The following is a 1,629-nucleotide window of genomic DNA, read 5'->3' as shown; positions in this document are numbered from 1 at the left end:
CGGGTGGCCCGCGGAGTAGAGCTCGTAGTCGCCGGAGTCCAGGTCGAGGACCAGGCACGCGTCCAACAGGCCCGGGTCGGCGCGCAGGGTGGGCGGCAGCTGGAGCAGGACCGGGCCGAGCCGGTCGCCGAGGCCCGCCGCGTGGCTCATCAGGCGGTGCACCGGCTCCTCGGGGTCCTTGAGCCGCTTGATGTGCGTCAGATAGCGGCTCGCCTTCACCGTCACGACGAAGTCCCCGGGCACCCGCCCCCGCCAGTCCTCGAACGTCTCCCGCGCGGGCAGCCGGTAGAAGGCGTTGTTGATCTCGACGGTGGCGAAGTGCCGCGTGTACTCCTCCAGCCAGAGCCGCATCGGCAGCCCGGACGGGTACAGGACGTCCCGCCAGTCCTTGTACTGCCACCCGGACGTGCCGACGAACAGGGTCATACACCCATCAAAACACCGGCGGGCGGGGAGCTCCTACAGATACAGGCCCGCGTCGACGCCCCCGCGCGGCTCCGGCAGGGATGTCGGGGACGTACCCCGGCGCAGCGCGTACAGCTCCGCCAGCGTCGCGCCCTCGCGGCCGACGCCGTCCTCCTGGCCCAGCCAGGTCACCGCCTCGCGGCGGGTCAGCGGACCGATCTCGATCCGGGCGAGGCAGCGGCCCGGGCGGACCACGGCCGGGTGCAGGCGCTCCAGGTCCTCGTTGGTCGTGACACCGACCAGGACGTTGCGACCCTGCCCGAGCAGGCCGTCCGTCAGGTTCAGCAGCCTCGACAGCGCCTGGCCCGCCGTGTGCTTGGCCTCGCCGCGGATCAGCTCGTCGCAGTCCTCCAGGAGCAGCAGCCGCCAACGGCCCTTACCCGTCGCGTCCTCCTCGCCGATGGCGATGTCCATGAGGTAGCCGACGTCGGAGAAGAGCCGCTCGGGGTCCAGGACGCAGTCCACCTGGCACCAGTCGCGCCAGGACCGGGCCAGCGTTCGCAGCGCCGACGTCTTGCCGGTGCCCGGCGGGCCGTGCAGCAGCAGGAGCCGGCCCGCGATGTCCTCGGGGGTCGTCTTCATCAGGCGGTCCATGGCGTCCGCCACCGGCGCGGTGTAGTTGGGCCGGACCTCGTCCCAGGTACCGGCCGCGATCTGGCGGGTGGTGCGGTGCGGGCCGCGGCGCGGGGAGACGTACCAGAAGCCCATGGTGACGTTCTCCGGCTGCGGTTCCGGCTCGTCCGCCGCGCCGTCCGTGGCCTGGTCGAGGATCTTCTTCGCGAGTTCCTCACCGGTCGCCGTCACCGTGACATCGGCGCCCCGGTTCCAGCGGGAGACCAGCAGCGTCCAGCCGTCGCCCTCGGCGAGCGTCGCGCTGCGGTCGTCGTCCCGGGCGACGCGCAGCACCCGGGCGCCGGGCGGCATCAGCGTCGCCCCGGACCGCACCCGGTCGATGTTCACCGCGTGGGAGAACGGCTGCTCGCCCGTCGCGAAGCGGCCGAGGAACAGCGCGTCGACGACGTCGGACGGGGAGTCGGAGTCGTCGACGTTGAGCCGGATCGGCAGCGCCTCGTGCGGGTTTCCAGACATGCCGCCATGATCCGGCACGGGGACGCCGCGTGCACCCGGTTTCCAGGTGCACGCGGCATGTAGCCCCCGTGCATG

2 protein-coding genes are annotated in these 1,629 nt (G+C 72.4%); both read right to left on the bottom strand.

All coding sequences use genetic code 11. From position 1 onward, the window contains the following. Positions 1-426: DUF72 domain-containing protein (locus ABZ281_RS48595; protein ID WP_356665165.1), on the bottom strand; the 426-nt coding region annotated here is incomplete at its 3' end. A gap of 33 nt (positions 427-459) precedes the next feature. After that, positions 460-1,554 (bottom strand): DUF5925 domain-containing protein, encoded by a 1,095-nt coding sequence (locus ABZ281_RS48590; RefSeq protein ID WP_356665163.1) that lies wholly within the window; start codon positions 1,552-1,554, stop codon positions 460-462. Positions 1,555-1,629 lie beyond the last annotated feature (75 nt).

The sequence above is a fragment of the Streptomyces sp. NPDC006265 genome (assembly GCF_040613555.1).
Taxonomy (GTDB): Bacteria; Actinomycetota; Actinomycetes; order Streptomycetales; family Streptomycetaceae; genus Streptomyces.
The sequence above is the reverse complement of the archived record's forward strand: the minus strand, read 5'-3'. Positions and strand labels throughout refer to the sequence as shown.

Coding starts and splice junctions, on each gene's coding strand:
- ABZ281_RS48590 (WP_356665163.1), bottom strand. CDS start 1,554: ATGTCTGGAAACCCGCACGAGGCGCTGCCGATCCGGCTCAACGTCGAC.